This window comes from Streptomyces lasiicapitis (genome assembly GCF_014646335.1).
Taxonomy (GTDB): Bacteria; Actinomycetota; Actinomycetes; order Streptomycetales; family Streptomycetaceae; genus Streptomyces; species Streptomyces lasiicapitis.
On record NZ_BMNG01000014.1, the window covers coordinates 72,766 to 88,739 of the forward strand.

Genomic DNA, 15,974 nt, shown 5'->3' on the forward strand with positions numbered 1-15,974 from the left:
GGGGGAGGCCTTCGCCATGCACCCGCTCGAACCGGACGAACCCACCACCATCGGGCCGTACCGCCTGCTCGGCCGGCTCGGTTCCGGCGGCATGGGCCGGGTATATCTGGGCCGCAACGCGGGCGGCCGCACGGTCGCCGTGAAGATCGTGCACCCGCACATCGCCCTCGACGAGGAGTTCCGCGCCCGCTTCCGCCGCGAGGTCGACGCGGCGCGGCGGGTCGGCGGCGACTGGACGGCCCCGGTCCTGGACGCGGACCCGGAGGCGTCGGTGCCGTGGGTGGCGACGGGGTACGCGGCGGGGCCTTCGCTGACGGAGGCGGTGCGGGACGCGGGCCCGCTGCCCGAGCACTCGGTGCGCGCACTCGGCGCGGGCCTTGCGGAGGCCCTCGCGCACGTCCACGGCCTGGGCCTGGTGCACCGCGACGTGAAGCCGTCCAACGTCCTGCTGACCCTGGACGGCCCCCGCCTGATCGACTTCGGCATCGCACGGGCGACGGACGGCACGGCGTCCCTCACGTCCACCGGTGTCTCCATCGGCTCGCCCGGCTACATGTCCCCGGAACAGATCCTCGGCAAGGGCGTCACCGGCGCCGCCGACGTCTTCTCCCTCGGCGCGGTCCTGGTCTACGCGGCCACCGGCGGCTCCCCCTTCCCCGGCGACTCCTCCGCCGCACTCCTCTACAAGGTCGTCCACGAACAGCCCGAACTGCACTCACTAAGCGGCGACTTGCGCGAACTGGCGGCGGCGTGCCTGGCGAAGTCGCCCGACGACCGCCCCACCCCCGCCGCCGTGGCCCACCGCCTCGCCCCCGCCGGGGCGGCCGCGCTGGTGTCGGCGGGCTGGCTGCCGGGGGCGCTCGTGGAGCGGGTGAGCAGGAGTGCGGTGCGGTTGCTGGATCTGGACACCTCCCCCGAGCCGGTGCCTGCTTCCGGGCCGGTGCCGTTCAGCGAGCCCGCGGTGGGAGTGTTCGGGCCGCCGGACGCGTCTTATGGGGCGAGGGCCGGGGCCGCCGTCGCAGGCGACGTACGCAACGTACCGACCCAGGCGCCGAACCAGCCCCGGACACCGACCGACGCCCCGCAGCCGACCGACGCCCCGCCCCCCGGCGGGCTCTCGCTCTCCGTCGCCGCGACGTCGGCGCCCGCGGGTCCCGACGGCCGTGGCCGCAGGGTGAGTTGCACGCTGGCGCTCGCGGTGGCCGGTGCGCTGGCGGCGGTCACGGTGGGCTCGCTGTTCGTGTTCAACCTGCTGCCGGGCGGGGACGGGGGCGGCGGTGCGAACGACGCGGCGGACCGCCCGCCGAGCGCGACGGGGGGCGCGCAGACACCGAAGGACGGCGCCGTGCCCGCGCGCTACCTCGGCACATGGCGCGGCAAGGCGACCGCGCAGAAGGGCCTGGTGCCGCTCGGCACGTTCGACGTGACCATCCGCCAGGTCCCGGCCCCCGGCAAACGCATCGGCACGGTGACGCAGACGGACCCCATCGGCAACAAGTGCGTCGACATCCTGACCCTCAAGTCGGCCACGTCCAAGGTACTTGTGGCGACGGGCGTGGGCGCCGAGAACAACGACAGCCAGTGCTCCCAGGCGTCCCACACGGTGCGGCTGCGCCCGGTCGGGCCGGAGCTCCAGTACACGTCGCAGGACCCGAAGGCGGGGGATCCGGAGGCGCGGCTCTCGAAGGTCGGCTGAATGCCGACATGCCGACTGAATACCGGGGGACATGTGCGGCTCTGCAGCGGTATGGGGGATTCGCAAATTGTGCCAGTCATGCAACAGAGCGGCGGGCGGTAAACCTGGGATTGACAGGTGCGGTAGCGTCCCACGTGCCAGTTGAGAATCTTTACTTTCGTGATACGGGGAGGTACCGATGGCTGACGACATCGACCGCGGTGCAAAACTCGAGAAGCTCCAGAAGCTCTACGAGGCGTTCCAGAAGAAGGAGACCGAGGTCCGCGACCTCATCCACCTCCTGGACGGCCAGGCCAACGACAGCCACGGCTTCTGGAAGGGCCCGGGCGCCGACCGGTTCCGCGACGACTGGCGTGAGTTCAAGCCGCAGCTGAACCGCCTCGCGGACTCGCTGGGCGACGCCTACAAGTCGGCCAAGAACAGCCACGACAGGATCGAGCAGGCGACGTCCGTCTGACGTGACCGACCTGGCTGACGCGGCGTTCTGAACTCCGCGGCACACAGCGGTACATGAGTGCGGGGAGCCACCGGAAACGGTGGCTCCCCGCACTCATGTCGTCAGGTGTCCCCGGCCTCGCCGGGTCACGCGTCGAGGATGGCCTGCACGGGCATCATCTGCCCGCTGCGCACGAGAATGCCGCGGCCGACGGGTCCGCCGCCGGATCCTGTCGGCACCCGGACGTTGAAGATCTCGCCGTCCGACGCGCTCTGCGGCGAGAGGATCATGCCCTGCCGTGAGCGCCGCGCCTCCACCACGAATCCGCGGTACTGCGAGCTCAGCGTGTCCGTGGCGCCGGCAGCGATGACCGCGATGCCGCCGTCCCTGCCGTTCTGCGCGACTTCCTCCAACGGCCGGTCCAGGGACCCGTCGTAGAGCATGTCCGCGTCGTCGGCCACGACGGCGAACTTGCCGTCCGCGCGCTCGACCAGGTCCTTCAGGTCGCGTTCCGAGCTGTCCGCGGTGAGTACGCCCAGTACGCCGGCCTCGTCCTCAAGTGATCGCAACGGCGAACGCCGGGGCGTGACGAGGATCAGCGGCACCTGGTTCGCCAGCAGGCTCCGCGCCGCCACCACCAGGGCCGTCGAGCGTCCCGACTTGGGCGGTCCCGCGATCACGAAGCCCGGTCCCGACTCCTCCAAGTCGATGCCGATCGGCTCCAGTTCGTCACCGCCGACACAGAACAGGGACCACAGCGGCGACGGCGGCACGAACGACGGGTCCAGAGCGCGCACCTGGTCGAGCGTGATCCGCATCGGCAGCTCGTCCACGCGCAGGGGCCGGCGGCTCTTCGGCGGCACCGGATGGACGCGCTGTGCCTCCTGCGCGATCTCACGCAGCGCGGCGACCTGGGCCTGGCCCGACGGATCCGGCGCGAGGAGCGCGATCTGGCTCTCCTGGACACCCTGGTCGGTCAGGCGCAGCGCGCGTCCGGACGGCATGTCCTTGGGCACCTCGCGGGCGGAAAGACCGGCGAGGGAGTACTCGTTGGCGTCCGTGAGCCGCAGGATCAGCTTGTCCGCGAACGACGGGGAGATCTGGCCGCTGAAGCCGCTGCGGTCGGCGGTCATGACGACCTTGACGCCCACCGCGGCGCCCTCCCGGAAGATCTTGGTGATCATGTCGATGAGCTTGCCGTAGTCGATGCCCTCCAGAGCGGCGACATAGCCCTCCCAGTTGTCGACCAGCAGGACCATCCACGGCAGCCGGTCCTCGGGGGTGGCCATGGCCCGCTGCTCGGCCGCGCTGGACAGCCCTTCAAGGGCCAGGAACTGCTGTCGTCGGGCGATCTCGGAGGTCAGCCGGTCAAGGAGGCGGCGTACGCGGTCCGGCTGGTCGCGCGTGACGATGGCACCGCAGTGCGGGAGGTTGGCCAGCGGCAGCAGGGCGTTCGCGCCGCAGTCGATGCCGTACAGATGCACGTCGGCAGGTGAGGTGTTGGCCGCGAGCGAACCGGCCAGGCTGCGCAGGGCGGTGGAGCGGCCCGAGCGCGCGCCGCCCGCCAGCATGATGTGCTCGCCGTGCACCAGGTCGAGCGCCAGCGGCGCCCGCCGCTGCTGCGCGGGCAGGTCGGTGAGGCCGATGCGGATGGGCGGGACCTCGCCCGCCGCGCGCGGCTGCTCCTCCGTCACGTCCGGGAGCTCGCCCAGCCACAGCAGGTCGGGCAGCGGCGGCAGCCAGGGGCTGTGCTGTGCGCCGAAGCCCATCAGCTCGGCTCCCTCACGGATGGCGCCGACGAGCACGCTCAAGTCCGTGACCAGCGTGCCGTCGTCGTCGCTCGTCGCGAGGCGCGGTGCCGGGCGGCCGAACGCCGACCAGTCCACGGGGAACGCGGTCGCCTTCGGCCGGTCGGCGTCGTTGCTGGGCCTGCGGCCACCGATGCGCGCCGACTGCACGGCCACGAGCGACTGCGCCCCGGACCTGACATAGGCGCGTCCGGGGGTGGACTTGGCGATGGCACCGGCGTCCGGCGCGTCGATCACGTCGGAGGACTCGCCTCCGTCGGTCACGCGGAGCGCGATGCGCAGGTTCGTGTTGGCGCGGATGTCGGCGCTCACGACACCGGCGGGCCGCTGCGTGGCCAGGATGAGGTGGACGCCCAGGGACCGTCCTCGGCGGGCGATGTCCACAAGTCCCGCGATGAAGTCGGGGAGTTCGGCCACGAGCGAGGCGAACTCGTCGATGATCAGGACGAGCCGGGGCATCGGCTCGAGGTCGGGGCGGATCCTGCGGGTGTCGTTGTAGTCCTCGAGGTCCTTCGTGCCCGTGTCGAAGAGGATCTCCTCGCGCCGCTTCAGCTCGGCGGCCAGTGAGGCGAGGGCGCGCTCGGTGAGGTGGGCGTCGAGGTCGCTGACCATGCCGACGGTGTGCGGCAGCTTGGCGCAGTCCTGGAAGGCGCTGCCGCCCTTGTAGTCGATGAGGACGAAGTTCAGGGCGTCGGGCCGGTTGGCGAGGGCCAGCGACGCGATGATCGTCTGCAGCAGCTCGGACTTGCCCGCGCCGGTGGTGCCGGCGACGAGGGCGTGCGGTCCGTCCTTGCGGATGTCCAGGACGAACGGTCCGTCGGCGGCGACGCCGATGGGCGCGGCCGTCGTGGAGCCGCCCTGGCGCCAGATCTTGGCGACGTCTGCGCCGGTGGGGTCCGGCATGCCGAGCAGGGACAGCAGGCGGGCCGCGGTCGGCAGGGCGGCGTTCGCGTCGTCCTGGCTGACGTCGCGTACCGGCGCCAGGGATCGCGTCACCAGCTCGCACCAGGGCGTGGACACCTGGTCGGCCAGCACGTCGCCGACGCCCTCCAGCTCGCCGCCACTGATGCGCACATGGTTCGGCCGGTCCGGAAGGCCGATGACGGCCGCCTTGCACTCCTCCGGCAGCAGCCGGTCGTCCTCGTCGATGCACACGGCGAAGATGCCGTGCTGCGGGCCTTCCTGGAGCAGCTGCGGTACGCCGGGCATGCGGCGCAGCAGCCGCGCGCCGTCCAGGACGACGAGCGTGAAGGGGTCAGGGCGCAGCCGGTTGGAGGAGCCGAAGTCGCTCGCACTCGCCTTGCGGCGCTCCAGCTCGGCGAGGAGCTCGTTGATGCGGCGCGCCACGACCTCGGGTTCGGAGCCCACCAACGACAGGCAGTCCTGGCCCAGTTGGGGGTCGGTGTGCGGCAGCCAGTGCGCCCAGTCCCAGGCGTCCCGGGCGTCGGCGGCCGCGGAGAGCACGACGAGGGAGAGGTCGCGCGGGCTGTGCAGGCCGGTGGCCTGGGCGAGCAGCCAGCGCGAGACGGCCAGGCCGAGGGCGCGGTGTCCTGCCACGCCGATCACGCCCAGCTCCGGCAGGGGCAGCACCACGGGGACGTCGGCGACGACGGGCGGCTCCGGCGGCTCGTCGAAGCTGCTTCCCTTGGCGGCCCGCAGCTCGATGTCGGCCGGCAGTCCGGCCAGTCCGACCCGCAGTTGGAGGACGTCGGGGTCGACGAGGCGGCGCTCCCAGAGGCGACGGCGCGGTCCTGTCGCGTACAGCAGGAGCTCCGCGGGGTCGGGGTGGGCGGCGCGCCGGGCCCGCTGGTCGGCCTTCCCCAGCTCGACGAGCTGCGCGTCGAACTCGACGAGCGCCCTCTTGTACTCCTTCAGCTCCTGCTTGTACTTCTTGCGCGTGTGGCGGGCCTCGCTGAACCAGTACCCGAGCATCATCAGCGGGCTCATCGCGCAGAACAGCAGCGTGTAGACCTGCCGGGTCATGAAGTACATGCTCAGGCCGAACAGGGCGGGTATGAACGACGTGATCAGCTGCAGCCTCGGGCCCTCGCCCTTCACGGGCTCCGCGGGCACGGTCATCCGGGGGCGGTGCCGCAGCGGGGAGAACCGCGGCGGGCGGTTGTAGGCGTAGCCGCCGTCCTCGGTGGGCGCCAGGTGCGCGTCCGGGGCCTCGGTCTCGACGAGGACGAGGCGCGTGTCCCCGACCCGGACGAGCAGTCCCGTGGTCCAGGGGCAGTCCCCGGTCACGGGGGAGTCGTCCAGGGTCAGCGGTACGCCGTCCTGTGGGTGCAGCGTGACGTTGCCGTCCACCGCGACGGAGAGCCGGAAGGCGAGACCGGGGACGGTCGGGTCGGCCACGGGCAGGGTGCAGGTGGCGTCGGAGCCGACGCTCGCGGTGCCCGCCTGAACACGCGTGACGCGGCCGGTGTCAGGACCGCCGCACACCCGTAGCTCGAACCGGCCCACCGGCTCGCCCGCACGCAGGAAGGGGCCGATGGCGTCGTCGGTGGTGACGCGGACGCCGTCACGCAGCGCGCCGGAGGCGGGGGCCGCCGGATCGTGCAGGGTCCCGTCCACCCAGAGGCTCGGCGCGCGCCCCGGGCCGGAGGGCTTGGGAGCGCCGAGCCCGTTGCCGGGTACGCCGCTCCCTGTACCGCGGACGTCGAGGAAGGCGGGGAAGCGTCCCGTGACCACGTTGCTGGAGTCGGCCGCGACGGTGAGGCAGGCCGCGGCGTCGGCGACGGTCGCGTCCTCCTCCACGCTCAGCAGGACGTCCTGCGGCGCGGCGCCCTCCCGTACGGCGGTCACCATGACCTGCATACCGGCTATTCCTCTCGACCCTGGCGAGTTGACCCGTGCGAGGGCCACTCCTGTTGACCCGTACGAGGGCCAATCCTGCTGCTCGCGCGGAGAGCGAATCCGCGCGTTACATGTATCTCTCGGCGCAAAGCCTCACGCGGCGCAAAGCCTCACGAAATGCTTTGCCCGGCCCGCAACCGGCAGTTCAGGATTTGTCCTTTTTCGCGTCCTTGACCGCCTGGTCGCAGGAGCGGGCGACTTCGCGCAGCGCCTCGGCGACGTTCTCGCATTTGGTCTTCCAGCTCTTCAAGTCGCCGCGCACATCCTCCGCGTGCGGTCCTGCCCACTGCTTCATCTGCGCGGTCGAGAAGTCACGCGCGGCTTTCGGGATGTCCTCGATGTGGTCCGCGAGACTGCGCAACTGCGTGGCCCTCTTGGTCTGTTCCTGCAGCTCTGGATCCGCCACCGCGACTACCTCCCCGTTGAACCGGCAATACAGGCCTGCCGGGCGAGGCGGGGGCTGCCCCCGGGTCGCCCAGGATCTGAGTGAGGCCTGGAACGAGAGTACTCAGGGGGTGTCAGGGGTGTCGAAGGACCTGGACTTCCGGGCCGTCGCCATTGATGGAACTGTGGCCCCCGTCGATAGCGTCAACCAGTCGGACGCGTCCCGAAACCAGCGGTGAGGAAGCATGCATTACGTCGAGAAACCCACAAAAACGTGGTCCGTCATATGCATAGCGGTGTACTTGGTCGGCATCGCGTACATGGGTGTGGGGACGCTGCCCAAGGACCTCGGTATCTGGCTCGGCATGTGCGCGCTGTTCCTGCTGCCGCTGCTGATCTGCCTGCTCGTCCCGCTGTCGAAGTGGATCTACCACCGCATCGAGCTGGACGCGCAGACGCTGCGGGTGGGCCGGGAGCGCATTCCGCTCGTGGCCATCGACCCCCGCTCCGTGCAGGCGGCCGCCGGTGAGGCCCTTCCGGGCGCGGCACAGCGGTACGCCACCTCTCTGAACACGGTCGACGCCCCGCTGCCCGGGTTCCGCGCGGCCGACCACGGCAACCCGCGGCTCGTCGGCGGTGCCTGGGGTCTGCCGATGGGCATGGACAGCGTCGTGATCGGCACCCGGCAGGGCGAGCGGCTCACCATCGCCACCCGGGACCGGGCGGCCTTCCTCGCCGCGCTGTCCCACGCGACCGCCGCCCCGCATCATCAGCTTTAGGGTGGCCCCGCCCGCCCCATACGCCACACACTGTGCGGCAAGCTCGTACAGGTTCTGAGGGAGTAGAACATGCCTGCCATGGATCCGGCTCGGCGACGGTTGCGGCTGTCGGACGCGCACATCAGCGTGCTGGGGCTGCTCGTAGAGGAGGGAGCGCTGCCGGACGAACTGTCGCAGGCGCACTCCGAACTGCGGGCCGTGGGAATCATCGAAGAGGACGACAAGATCTCGGCGGAACTCTTCCCGCTCGTCTCCACCTTGATGGAGCCGCACGTCATCGCCCGCGTGGAGACGACGGGCCCCCACGGGGTCACGAACAGCGGCGCGGTGGTCGGCAACGACTTCGTGTTCGCGCACGAGGGCTGGCCCGGGGAGGAGGAGTCCGAGTACGTCCCCGTGCAGCCGGAGATGCTGGTCTTCGCGCTCTCCCGGATGGTGGACCTGCACCAGGACAACACCGACGCCGCCGACGTCGGCGAGGAGATCGTCTCGACGATGGGCCTGCTCGACGCCGTCCTCGACCGCATGGAGGCCGAGGGCGCCGACGAGCCCGCGGCCGTCGCCGAGGACGTGGACGCCCCCGTCCGCCTTGCCGAGGTCCTCTCGCAGCTCAACTGCATGTGGCGCATGACCGTGGTGTGGCCCGGCGCCAAGGGCACCGCGGACGACCTCGGGATCTCCGCGCTGGCCGTCTGGGACTGCGGTCTTGAGGGCTACTGGGTCCGCGAGGCCCCGGCGGAGCCGGTCCGCGAGGGGCAGGTGGACGCGAGCAGCGAGCTGAAGGTGCGCCGCGTCACGGCCAAGGAGCTCTGGGAGCGGATCACGGACCTCCTTCCCGACCAGGACCAGCTCCTTGTCGACCAGGGGGACAAGTGACCGACGAATCCCTGCGCCTCGCCAAGCCGGCCGATCTCGAGCAGCTCGCCAAGCTGATCGAGGGCAAGGGCAATCTGCAGGACCGCCTGGACGAGGCCTTCACGCGTGCCTCGACCCTGGGTGTGCGGGACAAGCTCGCCCCGATCAACCCGATGACGTCATGGGTGACGAAGACGGGTCCCGACCTGCGCAGGCGGGCGGCGATCATCAGGGCGGGCGACGGCGACCCGCTGGCCGCCGCGCTCTACGCGGGGTGGACGCCGGAGCAGTTGAAGGACGCGAACCTGCCGCCGGACATCATGCTGATCGCCAACGCCTCGGTGGCCAACGGCTCGAAGTTCGACCCCAGTTGGCTCAAGAAGCAGGACGGCGAGACCCTCAGCGACTGGATCACCCGCATCAAGGGCGACGCCGTCGCGAAGGTCACGAACAACGAGAACCTCGGCGAAGTCGTCAGCGACTACATCGAGCTGACCGCGCTGGCCTCCACGGTCCCCGAGGCGTTCAAACTGACGGTCACCGGAACGCTCGGCCTGTACAAGTACTTCAAAAAGGGCGAATTCCTCAAGGCGCCCGGCACGACCATCGCGCAGATCCTCAAGGGCAAGGCACCGAGCTACATCCCGGCGGGCATCGCCAGGCAGGGTGCCGCGATCGGCGCCCGGACGCCGTCCGCGATCCTCAACGTCTTCACGGGAGCCGACAACTACGCCGCCCTCGCGGGCAAGCAGTGGGCCTGGGAGGCCAGCCTGCTCAAGGTCGGCAAGGGCGCGGCCGCGCTCAAGACGGCCACGGGCGGCAGCAGGCTCGCGGCCTTCGCCTCCGGGGCGGGCGCGGCGGCGAAGACCGCCGGCTGGTGGCGCGCCGCCGGTATCGGAGGCAGCATCGCCGCCACGGGTATCGGCGCGTTCGACCTGGTCCAGCAGGGCAACCCCATCGAGGCCTTCAAGAAGGACAAGGCCGGCTACATCGCGGACGTGTCCGGTGTCGCCTTCAACGCCTCCCTGACCGCCGCGATGATCGCACCCAACCCGGTGACCATCGGTGCCGCCGCGGTGACCGGCTTGGTCTACGGCGTCTCCTCCATCGTCGACAACTGGGACAAGGTGAAACAGTTCCCGGGCAAGGTCGCCGACGCCGGGCGCTGGGCGGGGGACAAGGTCAAGGAAGGCGCCGGGAAACTCGTCAGCGGCGGCAAGAGCCTGGCGAAGAAACTCAATCCATTCGGTTAGCCGCACCAGCGGCGTCGGTTTCAGAAGCGGAGAAGATCGCGTAATGGTGAGCAGCGGGTTTTCCTTCGAGCTGCACCGGGCCGAACCCGGCGCCCAGGTCAGGGCGCGCGACCGGGTCTACTGGTGGACCGGTGACGTCGCGGGCCTGGGCACCGTGGAACTCGCCTACCCGGCACGCGAAGTGGTGCCCGTCGCCGACCAGGGTCTCTACGTCGGAACCGCCGTACGCGGCGACAGCATCCCGCCCTCCACCTTCCGCGGCCTCGGCTACACCGTGCAACCGCGCCTGGCCAGAGGCCTGCTGACCGTCGCGGGCCAGACCGCGTCGCTGTCGCGGAGCGCGTGGAGCACCGACAAGCGGGCCCGTGGCCTGCGCATCTCGGCGCTCGGCCGGGAGTACACGTACGTCGAGGAGCAGAGCAAGCGGCACCACGCGCTGGAACGCGCCGGCGCCAAGGTCGTCGTGTCGCGCTCCAGCTGGAAGAACCCGAAGACCATTTCCGGTACGACCGCCGGGGCCACGGATTCGGTGGACCTCAGCCTCGCGATCCTCCTGGAAGGCGTCTACACCCGCAATCTCTCGCTGCGCGGCGCGATGATCTCCGCCCCCGGAAGGATCTTCTCCCGCGTCGGATCCTGAGCCCGGGGCGCACCCCGCCACGGACCGCTGGATCTGTGTAAGCAACACTGGCCGGCATGCCTTCCTTCGACAGCTCCCGCGGCCGGTTCAAGCTGGCCGACCGCCATCTCGCCGTCTTCTCCCATCTCCTGGACAAGGAGACGCCGCCCGCCGAACTGCGCCATTCGCTCGGTGAGCTTCAGCAAATCGGTCTGGTGGGTCCCGAGGGCGAACTCTCCCCGCTGCTCCGGGAGTTCCTCACCACCCTGGCGAGCCCGCTGGTCATGATCCAGGCCGAGGTGACCGGTCAGCACGGTCCCCTCGCCCACGGTCTGGTCGTGGGGCAGGACGCAGTGTTCTCCCACGACGCCTGGCCGGGCGAGGAGGAGTCGGAGTACGTACCGATCGAGCCGCAGACCCTGGTGTGGGAGATGGCCCGCAAGGTCAAGCTGCGGCGGGGCGAGCGCGACGGGTCGGGGATCGCGGGGGTCTCCGAGAACGCACAGGTCACTGACAGCGCACAGGTCACCGAGAACGCGCGGGTCTCCGAGATCACGACGACGATGGGCGCGCTGGACGCGGTCTTCGCCGCCCTGGAAGGCGTCTCCGACGAGACGGCGGACCTCCGGGCCGTGGGCGTCGCCGCCCTCTCCGCCGCGAGCGACCTCGCCGAGCCCGAGCTCACCGCGCTCGTCGACCTGACGCTGTCCCTGGACGCCACCTGGCGCATGACGACGGCCTGGGGCGCGGAAGGCGCCCAGTCGGTGCGCAGCATCGCGGTGTGGGACTGCGGGGACCAGGGCCACTGGCTGCGGGTGCAGCCCGAGGAGCCCATCGAGGAGGGCCAGGTCGGCCCCGAGAGCACGCTGCGGCTCGTCCGGTCCAACGCCGGAGAGGTCTGGGACAAGCTCGTGGACCTCCTGCCGGACAAGGCGGACCTGGTCGCCGCCGGCGCCGCTTCGTAGCACCTGCGGAACCGCGTCGTAGCACCTACAGCACGGGGGAATTCAGAATGCGGAACGTCAATCCCGACGACCTGGATCAGCTCGCCAAGCTCATCGACGGCAAAGGCGGCATGGCGGACAAACTCGACGAGGCCTTCACGCGTGCCTCCACGCTGGGCGTCACCGACAAGCTGGCCGGCATCAAGCCGGTGCGCTCCTGGGTCACGACGACCCCGCCCGACCTTCGGAAGCGCGCGACGCTCGTGCGGGGCGAGCAGCTCTTCAAGCGCGGTGACCGGGAGACGTACAGCGACTGGCTGGCCCGTATCGAGGCGCACTACCTGGCGAAGGTGCCCGGCCTGAAGGAGGTCGGAGAGAAGGACATCGAGACGTTCCTGAACGACGTCAGCGATGTGCTGACCATGACGAAGATCGGCGGCATTTCGCTCGTCGCGGGCACCGCCATGGGAAACGTCTTCCTCAAGAACTCATGGAAGCAGGGCCTGCTGCGGGCGGCGGTGGAGTCGTCCTGGCTGAGCCGTCCGGGCACGTTCCGTGCCTTCGTGCAGCGCGGTCTGCTGCGCATCCCCGCCGGCGAGCTGCGCTCCCTCGCGGCTCCGGGAAGCTGGCTGCCGGGTCAGCTGGGCAACCACTTCGCCCGCAGCAGGCTCTACCAGCAGGCCAGCCGCGTGCCGTTCACCGCGGGCCTCCGGGCGGACCTGCTGTCGCGGGGCTGGGACGGGTTCCGGGCGCTTCCCGGCGTGCGCTCACCGCTCGTCACCAGGGGCGTCAACTTCTTCGTCGGTTCCGACGCGCTCGCTGCCCGGTACGGCGGAGCGACCCACTCCGGGGCCCTGGTGACCCGCGCCGGGCAGGCCAGCCTGTGGCGTGTGGGCCGCACGGCCTCGTACTTCCAGAAGCTGAACAATGCCCGGCCCAGTGTCATCGCCGCGGGCAGGACGGCCTCCCCGTTCCTCAAGGGCCTCGGCGCGGCGAGCAAGGCGGGCGGTTTCCTGCGCGTGGCCGGTGTCGGCGCGAGCGCCGTGGCCACCGGCGTCAGCGCGGCCAATGTCTGGGCGCAGGGCAATCCGGTCGAGGCGTTCAAGAAGAAGGGGGCCGGATATGTCGCGGATGTGGCGGAGGTCGGGTTCAACGCGTCCTTGACCGCCGCGATGGTCGCCCCCAACCCGTTCACGATCGGCGCCACCGTGGTCACCGGCGCCATCTATGGCGGGGCCAAGGTGGTCGAGCACTGGGACGACATCAAGAAGGGCGCCGGGGAGGCGAAGGACTGGGTCGGGGACAGGGCCAAGGACCTCGGGAAGGGCATCGCCAAGTCGAAGCTGAATCCCATGAACTGGTAATGAGGAATCATGGCGGAATTTCAGTTTGAGCTGGAGTGGTACCGCGGCAGGAAGCTGCCCGGCCACGCCGCGAAGGTGCACGGCCTCGCGGGGACGGTGGGCCCGTTCGGCGACGTCACCGTGGAGGTCGAATGGCGCAAGCCCGGCCTCAAGGGCGGTCACCGGCAGTACGAGGTGCGGTTGTTCGGGGAGCGGATGCCCGACGTGGTGTTCCGGACGGTGGGGCCTCCTCGGCCCTGCCTGAAGAACGCGCGCTTCGACGTGGCCGGTGAGCGCGTGCGGCTCGACTTCAACGCGAAGGCGCTGCGGAACAGCTCACGCGCGCTGCGGATGACGTGTCAGGGCCGTGAGTACGAGTATGCCGTGGCGCGCTTCGAGCGGGGAGCGACGCTGAGCCGTCCCGGGGTCGAGATCACCATGACCAACGGCAAGGGTTCGCGGGGCAAGGAGAGCGCCAGTTTCGGCGCCGTGACGGGGGACGCGGACGCGGTGGACCTGGCCCTTGCCATCGTCTTCGAGCACATCGAGACCCGCGAGCTCACGGCGTCGGAGCGGGTGTCCGGGCTGCTCGGCAAGGTGCTCGACCCGCGCCCCGGAGAGTCCAGCCACTAGCGGGCGGCCCGCCCGGAGACACCTCGCCACCGAGCAAGGCGCCTCCGGGCGGCGAGACCGCTCTCAGTCCGTGCTCAGCACAGGGGTACGCCGTCGAACTGCGCCGCGAGGCCGCGCTTGGTCTTGAACTTCTGCCCCGGCTTGAGGGTGTTGCAGCCGGAGTCGGGGGCGAAGGACCACCTGACCTTGACCCGCTTCGTCGTGGAGCACCGGTTCGTCACGTAGGCGGTCTGCGAGATGATGCCCTTGTCGACCTTGACCTTGACGCACGAGGGGGCGGCGGCGCGCGCCTGGGCACCGCCCTGGGACGGCGCCGCGTGGGCCGTGCCGGTCATGGCGAGCACGGCGAGGCCGGTGACGCCGACGGCTATGGATCGCTTCACAAGCGAGAACGTGCGCAACTCGATGTCTCCCATCGGTGAACGTACTCCGGCGCTGTCCCGGGGCCGAAAGGGCCGTAGCCCAGGACACACAGACCGGCACTGGCACCGGCTGACTCTACTGGTGCGAATTCTCGCCCCACGCCCGCGGTGCGCGGGCGCACCGACGTACCGTCTCCCCATGCTCCTCTGGCTCAACGGCCCCTTCGGCGGCGGCAAGACGCAGACCGCGTTCGAGATCCAGCGGCGGCTGCCCGGCAGTGTCGTCTGTGATCCGGAGTACGTCGGGTTCGGCCTGCATCGGATGACGCCGCCCGCGCTGCGCGGTGACTTCCAGGATCTGCCGGTCTGGCGGCAGGCGGTGTACGACGTCCTCGATCTGGCCCTGACCAAGCACGAGGGCACGGTGATCGTTCCGATGACGGTCGTGGAGCCCGCGTACTTCCAGGAGACCGTCGGGCGGCTGCGTGAACGCGGGCACGACGTACGGCACTTCGCGCTGCTCGCCGACCGGCGCACCGTACTGAAGCGGCTGCGCGAGCGCGGGCTCGGGCACGTCGTGCGGGTCGTCGGCGGACGCGAGGCCCCGCTGCGGCGCGAGAGCTTCGCCGTGTCCAAGCTCGACCTGTGCCTGGAGCGGCTGCGGCGGCCGGAGTTCGCGGAGCAGCTGTGGACGGACCGGATCACGGTCGCCCGGGCCGCGGACCACATCGCCCGGTCCGCGGGACTCACCCTCGTACCGAATACGGACAGTGCGGTGCGGGGGCGGGTGCGGCGGGCCTGGACCGGGGTCAGGCACATGCGGTTCGACTGAGGTCGGCCGGTCGGGAGACCGTTCGACTGAGGTCGGCCGGGCGGGAACCCCTGTGCGTGCCCCCGCCCGGCCTCGGCTCACCGTCGGCCCAGCGTCCGCTTCAGCCGCTTGCCGGACGGCGACTCGTCCAGCGTCTTCCACAGCTGCGCCGAGCTGGTGGACGCGTAGACGCCGGGAGCGCCCTGGTCACCGCAGCCGTCGCCGTAGCTGACGACGCCGATCTGGATCGGGTCCTGGCGGCCGGGAACGGTGCGGAAGATGGGGCCGCCGCTGTCGCCCTGGCAGGAGTCCTTGCCCTCGACGCCGGCGCAGAAGTTGACCTTCGAGCTGTAGCCGTCGTAGCTGACCTTGCACTCGTTGTGGGAGAGGATCGGGACCTTGACCTGGCGCAGCCGGTCCGGCGTGTGGGTCAGGGCGGTGTCCGTGTTGCCCCAGCCGGTGACCGTGGCCTTCTGGCCGGGGCGCAGGAGGGAGTCGGTGCCCTGCGTGGGCAGCTTCACCGGGCTGATGCCGCGGACCGGCTTGCTCAGCTGGATGAACGCGACGTCGTACGCGTCCTTGCCCTTGAGGTAGCGGGGGTGGACGACGATTCCGCTGCGGCTGCCGGTGCCCGTCGTCTTGGCGTTGCGTATCTGGCCCTGCCCGCTCTTGGAGAGGACGGTGCGGCCGACGGCGACCTGCACGGTCTTCGCCTTGACCGGCTTGCCCGCGTCGTCGACGAGGCAGTGCGCGGCCGTCATGACGACGTCCGGCGCGATGAGGCTGCCGCCGCAGAACTGCCGGTCGAGGGCGCTGCCCGAGCCCTTCTCCAGGACGGCCACCATGAACGGGTAGGCGTCGTTGGAGACTTCGGTGCCGCCGATGATCGCGTTGGCGGCGGGGGCGCTGGTGGCTACCAGCGCGAGGGCGGTCGCGGCGGTCGCGCCGGCGAGGGCGGCACGGGGAGGAAAGGAAAGTCTCATGGGGGTTGAATTTCTCTTTCGTCTGGCTTTGTTGAGCGTGTGCTGAACGCGTGTTGAACGTGTTGCGCCGTGTGAGATGGCTCGTGGTGAGTGCCGGTTCACCGGAGACGGCATTGATTACGGGCAATAGGGCGCGCAATAGGGGCAGTTCGGACGTACGTGCCAGAAGGTGCGAGTGAGTCGCAAATTTGTGCGGAGATTCTGCGGAG

General features: G+C 70.5%; 14 protein-coding genes. 10 read left to right on the forward strand and 4 right to left on the reverse strand.

What is annotated here, in order from left to right:
* The first annotated feature begins 16 nt into the window (after window positions 1-16).
* Together IEY91_RS29185 and IEY91_RS29190 are read left to right on the forward strand one after the other, a co-directional pair.
* The gene (locus tag IEY91_RS29185) at window positions 17-1,696 is read left to right on the forward strand and encodes a serine/threonine-protein kinase (RefSeq protein ID WP_189176390.1); all 1,680 of its coding nucleotides are present in this window, start codon (window positions 17-19) and stop codon (window positions 1,694-1,696) included.
* Window positions 1,697-1,874: 178 nt separating this feature from the next.
* The gene (locus IEY91_RS29190; protein WP_229697296.1) at window positions 1,875-2,153 is read left to right on the forward strand and encodes a WXG100 family type VII secretion target; all 279 of its coding nucleotides are present in this window, start codon (window positions 1,875-1,877) and stop codon (window positions 2,151-2,153) included.
* Window positions 2,154-2,278: 125 nt separating this feature from the next.
* On the opposite strand, the gene IEY91_RS29195 is transcribed toward IEY91_RS29190, so the two are convergent.
* Together IEY91_RS29195 and IEY91_RS29200 are read right to left on the reverse strand one after the other, a co-directional pair.
* Window positions 2,279-6,760, reverse strand: coding sequence for a type VII secretion EssC family protein (locus IEY91_RS29195; protein WP_189176291.1), 4,482 nt, complete (start codon window positions 6,758-6,760; stop codon window positions 2,279-2,281).
* A gap of 184 nt (window positions 6,761-6,944) precedes the next feature.
* A complete protein-coding gene (locus tag IEY91_RS29200) occupies window positions 6,945-7,205 on the reverse strand; it encodes a hypothetical protein (RefSeq protein ID WP_164321950.1) in 261 nt (86 codons plus the stop codon).
* Between the two features lie 223 nt (window positions 7,206-7,428).
* Between IEY91_RS29200 and IEY91_RS29205 the strand changes: the two genes are divergently transcribed.
* From IEY91_RS29205 to IEY91_RS29235, 7 genes are all read left to right on the forward strand, one after another.
* Entirely contained in the window at window positions 7,429-7,962 is a 534-nt protein-coding gene (locus IEY91_RS29205) for a DUF3093 family protein (protein WP_189176292.1), read from the forward strand.
* Window positions 7,963-8,031: 69 nt separating this feature from the next.
* Entirely contained in the window at window positions 8,032-8,838 is an 807-nt protein-coding gene (locus IEY91_RS29210; RefSeq protein WP_189176293.1) for a hypothetical protein, read from the forward strand.
* Window positions 8,835-10,070 (forward strand): mucin-2, encoded by a 1,236-nt coding sequence (locus IEY91_RS29215; protein ID WP_189176294.1) that lies wholly within the window; start codon window positions 8,835-8,837, stop codon window positions 10,068-10,070. The genes IEY91_RS29210 and IEY91_RS29215 overlap by 4 nt, the downstream gene beginning before the upstream one ends.
* 43 nt (window positions 10,071-10,113) lie before the next feature.
* Window positions 10,114-10,710 (forward strand): hypothetical protein, encoded by a 597-nt coding sequence (locus IEY91_RS29220; RefSeq protein WP_189176295.1) that lies wholly within the window; start codon window positions 10,114-10,116, stop codon window positions 10,708-10,710.
* 56 nt (window positions 10,711-10,766) lie between these two features.
* Window positions 10,767-11,654 (forward strand): hypothetical protein, encoded by an 888-nt coding sequence (locus tag IEY91_RS29225; RefSeq protein WP_164321944.1) that lies wholly within the window; start codon window positions 10,767-10,769, stop codon window positions 11,652-11,654.
* A gap of 47 nt (window positions 11,655-11,701) precedes the next feature.
* Window positions 11,702-12,997 (forward strand): PE-PGRS family protein, encoded by a 1,296-nt coding sequence (locus IEY91_RS29230; protein WP_164321942.1) that lies wholly within the window; start codon window positions 11,702-11,704, stop codon window positions 12,995-12,997.
* Between the two features lie 9 nt (window positions 12,998-13,006).
* Window positions 13,007-13,609 carry a hypothetical protein gene (locus IEY91_RS29235; protein WP_189176296.1) on the forward strand — a complete coding sequence of 201 codons (603 nt, stop codon included), beginning with the start codon at window positions 13,007-13,009 and terminating at the stop codon, window positions 13,607-13,609.
* 74 nt (window positions 13,610-13,683) lie between these two features.
* Here IEY91_RS29235 and IEY91_RS29240 read toward each other — a convergent pair whose 3' ends face one another.
* The gene (locus IEY91_RS29240; protein WP_164321938.1) at window positions 13,684-13,992 is read right to left on the reverse strand and encodes an alpha-amylase inhibitor; all 309 of its coding nucleotides are present in this window, start codon (window positions 13,990-13,992) and stop codon (window positions 13,684-13,686) included.
* A gap of 178 nt (window positions 13,993-14,170) precedes the next feature.
* Here IEY91_RS29240 and IEY91_RS29245 point away from each other — a divergent pair, with 178 nt between their 5' ends.
* Entirely contained in the window at window positions 14,171-14,803 is a 633-nt protein-coding gene (locus IEY91_RS29245) for an AAA family ATPase (RefSeq protein ID WP_189176297.1), read from the forward strand.
* A 77-nt stretch (window positions 14,804-14,880) separates the two neighbouring features.
* Here IEY91_RS29245 and IEY91_RS29250 read toward each other — a convergent pair whose 3' ends face one another.
* On the reverse strand, window positions 14,881-15,765 hold the full coding sequence (locus IEY91_RS29250; RefSeq protein WP_164321934.1) for a S1 family peptidase: 885 nt from the start codon (window positions 15,763-15,765) through the stop codon (window positions 14,881-14,883).
* Window positions 15,766-15,974 lie beyond the last annotated feature (209 nt).

Coding starts and splice junctions, on each gene's coding strand:
- IEY91_RS29185 (WP_189176390.1), top strand. CDS start 17: ATGCACCCGCTCGAACCGGACGAACCCACCACCATCGGGCCGTACCGC.
- IEY91_RS29190 (WP_229697296.1), top strand. CDS start 1,875: ATGGCTGACGACATCGACCGCGGTGCAAAACTCGAGAAGCTCCAGAAG.
- IEY91_RS29195 (WP_189176291.1), bottom strand. CDS start 6,760: ATGCAGGTCATGGTGACCGCCGTACGGGAGGGCGCCGCGCCGCAGGAC.
- IEY91_RS29205 (WP_189176292.1), top strand. CDS start 7,429: ATGCATTACGTCGAGAAACCCACAAAAACGTGGTCCGTCATATGCATA.
- IEY91_RS29210 (WP_189176293.1), top strand. CDS start 8,032: ATGCCTGCCATGGATCCGGCTCGGCGACGGTTGCGGCTGTCGGACGCG.
- IEY91_RS29220 (WP_189176295.1), top strand. CDS start 10,114: ATGGTGAGCAGCGGGTTTTCCTTCGAGCTGCACCGGGCCGAACCCGGC.
- IEY91_RS29225 (WP_164321944.1), top strand. CDS start 10,767: ATGCCTTCCTTCGACAGCTCCCGCGGCCGGTTCAAGCTGGCCGACCGC.
- IEY91_RS29230 (WP_164321942.1), top strand. CDS start 11,702: ATGCGGAACGTCAATCCCGACGACCTGGATCAGCTCGCCAAGCTCATC.
- IEY91_RS29235 (WP_189176296.1), top strand. CDS start 13,007: ATGGCGGAATTTCAGTTTGAGCTGGAGTGGTACCGCGGCAGGAAGCTG.
- IEY91_RS29245 (WP_189176297.1), top strand. CDS start 14,171: ATGCTCCTCTGGCTCAACGGCCCCTTCGGCGGCGGCAAGACGCAGACC.
- IEY91_RS29250 (WP_164321934.1), bottom strand. CDS start 15,765: ATGAGACTTTCCTTTCCTCCCCGTGCCGCCCTCGCCGGCGCGACCGCC.